Raw genomic sequence first — 4,128 nt, 5'->3', positions numbered from 1 at the left:
GTCTGGCCGGTGGTTTTCACTGTCGCCTCGATGCGCAGGCCGGGCAGGTCGGCGTCTGGGGTCAATTCAACCGATACTTTGGTGATCGGCAGCGGATGACACAGCGGGATCAGATCGGATGTGCGTTTGGCGGCCATGATACCAGCCAGACGCGCAACGCCCATCACGTCACCCTTTTTTGCGCGACCTTCGGTAATAATATCAAAGGTTTCGCGCTGCATCTTAATGTAGTTTTCTGCTGTGGCGATCCGTGATGTGACAGCCTTGTCTGACACATCGACCATATGCGCGTCGCCCTTGCCGTCAAAATGCGTCAGCGTCATTTACAGACCTCCCGGGCGCAGCGGGTTGGCAAGCAGGGTCCGCGTTGCGGCTTCGACATCATCCTGCCGCATCAGGCTTTCGCCGATCAGAAACACGCGCGCGCCATAGCGGGCCATGTCAGCCAGATCATCGGGACTGTTCAGACCGGATTCGGACACGATCATTTTTTCCACATCGACATGTTTGGACAGGGTCCGTGTGGTGTCCAACGATGTCTCGAACGTCTTGAGGTTGCGGTTGTTGATGCCGATCATCCGGCTTTTCAACTGGGCAGCCCGGTCAAGTTCGGCCTTGTCATGCACTTCGATCAGCGCATCCATGCCCCAATCGGCGGCGGCCTGTTCCAGTTCAAGCGCTTGCGCATCACTGACCGAGGCCATGATGATCAAGATGCAATCGGCCCCAAGGGCGCGGGCTTCGGCGACCTGATAGGTGTCATACATGAAATCCTTGCGCAGTACGGGCAGGGTGCAGGCATTGCGCGTGGCGACCAGATAGTCTTTGGACCCCTGAAAGCTCGGGGTATCCGTCAGCACCGAAAGGCACGTCGCACCGCCCGCAGCATAGGCGGCAGCCAATGTGGCAGGGTCAAAGTCGGCGCGGATCAACCCTTTGGAGGGGCTGGCCTTTTTGACCTCGGCGATCAGGCCATACCCTTCGCGCGAGGCATCGAATAACGCATCGGCAAAGGGGCGCACGGGCGATGCGGCGCGGGCTTCGGCCTCGACCGTTTCAAGCGGTTTGGCCGCTTTGTCGGCGGCGATTTCGTCCAGCTTGTAGGCTTTGATCTTGTCTAGGATTGTGTCGGTCATAAAATCTCCGGTGTTGCCCAGTTTATGGGGCTTTGGCCTTGGGCGTGCAACCAGTCATTGCTGCGTGAAAAGGGCCGCGATCCGAAAAAGCCCCGCCGTGCAGACAGGGGCGACGGATGGGCGGTCTCAAGCTTGAAGTTGGTATGCGGGTCTACGACTTTGGCGGCTTTTTGGGCATGCGCCCCCCAAAGCAGATAGGCGCGGGGACGGTCCGACAGGCGGCGCAGCACTTGTGCCGTCAGGGTTTGCCAGCCCAGACTGGCATGCCCGCCTGCGTGACCCGCTGGTACGGTAAGGGTCGTGTTCAGCAGCATAACCCCTTGGGCGGCCCAGAAATGCAGGTCGGCGGTGTCAGGGGCCGCACCGATATCAGTGCGCATCTCTTTGAAAATGTTGGCCAAGGACCGTGGCAGCGGTTTTGTTGTCGCGTCGGCGGAAAAGGCCAGCCCATGGGCGTGGCCGGGCGTGGGATAGGGGTCCTGACCCAAGATGACGACCCGCACGTCATCGGGCTGGGTCTGTTCAAGCGCTGCTAATATCTGCGGCGCAGGGGGCAGTATCACCCGCTGGTCTTGCGCCAAAGCGTCCCAGATCTCCGGTAGGTTCTCGGTGAAAAACGGCAAGTCGCGCCATGCGCCAAGGCGCGTCAGGTCAGGCGCGGTCATGCGGTTTGTGTAATGCGGGCCACTTGGATGATCTTGTCGCGCGCGGCCCCGCTGTCGATGCTGGTCCGGGCCATCTCGACGCCCGCCTTAAGGTCGGGTGCGGCATCCGCCACGACCAAGGCCGCGGCCGAATTCAGCAACACTGCATCGCGGTAGGCCGACGGGGTGCCGTCCAGCAGGGCGTTGAAATCACGCGCGTTTTCTTCCGGGGTACCGCCAACGATATCTTCGAACGGATGCACAGGCAGGCCCGCGTCTTGGGGGGTGATCTCGAATTCGGTCACGCTGCCGTCAGGGTGCAAGGCCGCAACCCAGCTGACGCCGGTGATGGTCAATTCATCCGTCCCGTCAGAGCCATGCACCAACCAAGCCTTTTCCGACCCCAAAGCGCCCAGCGTTTCGGCCATGGGGCGGATCAGATCGCGCCGGTAGGCACCGGTAAGCTGCCGTTTCACGCCAGCAGGGTTGGTCAGCGGACCAAGGATGTTAAAGATCGTGCGGGTCCCAAGTTCGGACCGCGTCGGCATCACATGCGCAATCGCCGGGTGATGCATCGGGGCCATCATAAAGCCTATTCCGGCCTCGTGCAGCGCGGCTTCGACCACTTTGGGGCCGACCATGACCTTAAGGCCCATCTGCGTCAACGCATCCGCGGCACCGGATTTCGACGAAAGGTTGCGATTGCCGTGCTTGGCCACGACCACGCCTGCACCAGCCACGACAAACGCCGTCGCAGTCGAGATGTTCAGCGTGCCTTTGCCGTCGCCACCGGTGCCGACGATGTCCATTGCACCGGCCGGCGCGTTCACCGCGTGACATTTGGCGCGCATGACATGGGCGGCCGCCGCATATTCATCCACCGTTTCACCGCGCGTGCGCAGGGCCATCAGAAAGCCGCCGATCTGGCTGGGGGTTGCTTCGCCGTTGAACAAGATACCAAAGGCTTCTTCGGCTTGGGCGCGGGTCAGGGGCCCATTGGCCGCAGCATCAATGAGGGGTTTGAGAAGTTCGCTCATGCCGGCACCTTTAGGTCGTTCAGGAAGTTTTGCAGCATCTGATGGCCATGCTCAGATCGGATCGATTCAGGGTGAAATTGCACGCCATGCAGGGGCAATTCGCGGTGTTGCAGACCCATGATGGTGCCGTCTTCCAGATCAGCCGTGATTTCCAGACAATCGGGCAGGGTGGCGCGTTCGACCACCAGCGAATGATAGCGTGTTGCGGCAAAGGGCGACGGCAGTCCGGCAAAGACACCTTTGCCCGTGTGCTGCATCTGGCCCATCTTACCGTGCACAATATCATCGGCGCGCACCACTTTGCCACCAAAGGCCTGCCCAAGCGTTTGATGCCCCAGACACACGCCCAACAAAGGCGTGCGCGTCTCGGCTGCCGCTGCCGTAAGCGCCAGACATATCCCCGCCTGATCCGGATCGCATGGCCCCGGTGACAGGATTATGCCAGCAGGGTTCATCGCCATCGCATCTTGAACCGTGATGGCGTCATTCCGCCTGATGTCGACCTGCGCGCCCAAATCCCCTAGATAATGCACTAGGTTATAGGTGAAACTGTCGTAATTATCTATCAGCAGTAGCATAGGCGAATTCTTTGTATTGGGACCGGGTTTAGGGCTAGAGAAACCGTAGAAAACCACGGTATAACATTGTCATTACATGTTCAGGCTTGAGGCCCATCGTCAAGGGCAGCCGGCCACCAGAGCCACGCTTGACTGAACTAATAAACAGGAGTGATTTTTCAATGGCACGCGGGTTTATCGGGGGCATCGTGATCGGTGGTGTGTTCAGCGTGGTTGTGGCAGGCATCGTGTCTTTCGTGGTGCCGATCGGCCCGCCGCCGCAGATGGATGATACCGCGCCGCAGGATATGACAGCCGCCGCGCCAGTCGATACGCCCCCTGAACCGCCCGCACCTGCGCCCGTTGACAGCCCGCCCGAGGCGAAGCCTGCGCCGCTTGCAATCATGCCGGCAGATGACAGCAGCGCCGATGCACCCCAAGATATGGCGACGGCCCCCTTGGCAGCGCCGGAGATCGGCCAAGACGTTGAAATCACTCGGCTTAACGAGGCAATAGAAACAACACCGCCAGCCATGACACCGGATGCGCCGATCCTGCCTAACCCGATGGCTTTGGCCCCGATGGAACCTGACGCTCGCGATGATACCGCCATTGCGACGGATCCTGCGGCACCTGCACCTGTGATAACAACCGCGCCGGACGCGGACGAACCTATCGCCGGGGAAACCGTCGTAGTTGACCCCGTGCCGCAAGACGATGTGATGGAAGAAACCGCCCCCGAAGTTATTACCGC

Annotated in this window: 5 protein-coding genes and 1 pseudogene; 1 reads left to right on the top strand and 5 read right to left on the bottom strand. The window is 60.5% G+C overall.

The window, feature by feature from the left end; translation table 11 throughout:
- The 5 genes from ABYT07_RS19480 to ABYT07_RS19460 form a co-directional block, all read right to left on the bottom strand.
- Positions 1-323 (bottom strand): cyclic pyranopterin monophosphate synthase MoaC (locus ABYT07_RS19480; protein ID WP_372993677.1); only part of this gene is annotated, 323 nt, incomplete at its 3' end.
- Positions 324-1,136 carry an indole-3-glycerol phosphate synthase TrpC gene (trpC, locus tag ABYT07_RS19475; RefSeq protein WP_372993676.1) on the bottom strand — a complete coding sequence of 271 codons (813 nt, stop codon included), beginning with the start codon at positions 1,134-1,136 and terminating at the stop codon, positions 324-326. It abuts the gene before it with no gap.
- Positions 1,133-1,801: a uracil-DNA glycosylase gene (locus ABYT07_RS19470; protein ID WP_372993675.1), complete on the bottom strand. Its 669-nt coding sequence runs from the start codon at positions 1,799-1,801 to the stop codon at positions 1,133-1,135. The genes trpC and ABYT07_RS19470 overlap by 4 nt, the downstream gene beginning before the upstream one ends.
- Positions 1,798-2,817, bottom strand: a complete 1,020-nt coding sequence (trpD, locus tag ABYT07_RS19465) for an anthranilate phosphoribosyltransferase (RefSeq protein ID WP_372993674.1) — start codon at positions 2,815-2,817, stop codon at positions 1,798-1,800. The genes ABYT07_RS19470 and trpD overlap by 4 nt, the downstream gene beginning before the upstream one ends.
- The gene (locus ABYT07_RS19460; RefSeq protein WP_372993673.1) at positions 2,814-3,395 is read right to left on the bottom strand and encodes an aminodeoxychorismate/anthranilate synthase component II; all 582 of its coding nucleotides are present in this window, start codon (positions 3,393-3,395) and stop codon (positions 2,814-2,816) included. Before ABYT07_RS19460 ends, trpD begins: the two co-directional genes overlap by 4 nt.
- A 161-nt stretch (positions 3,396-3,556) precedes the next feature.
- Between ABYT07_RS19460 and ABYT07_RS19455 the strand changes: the two are divergent.
- Positions 3,557-4,128, top strand: a pseudogene (locus ABYT07_RS19455) (hypothetical protein); the annotation flags it as partial.

Source organism: Sulfitobacter sp. (genome assembly GCF_041552635.1).
In the GTDB taxonomy this organism is placed as follows: Bacteria; Pseudomonadota; Alphaproteobacteria; order Rhodobacterales; family Rhodobacteraceae; genus Sulfitobacter.
Note: the sequence above shows the minus strand (reverse complement) of the source record. Positions and strands in the feature narration are given on the sequence as shown.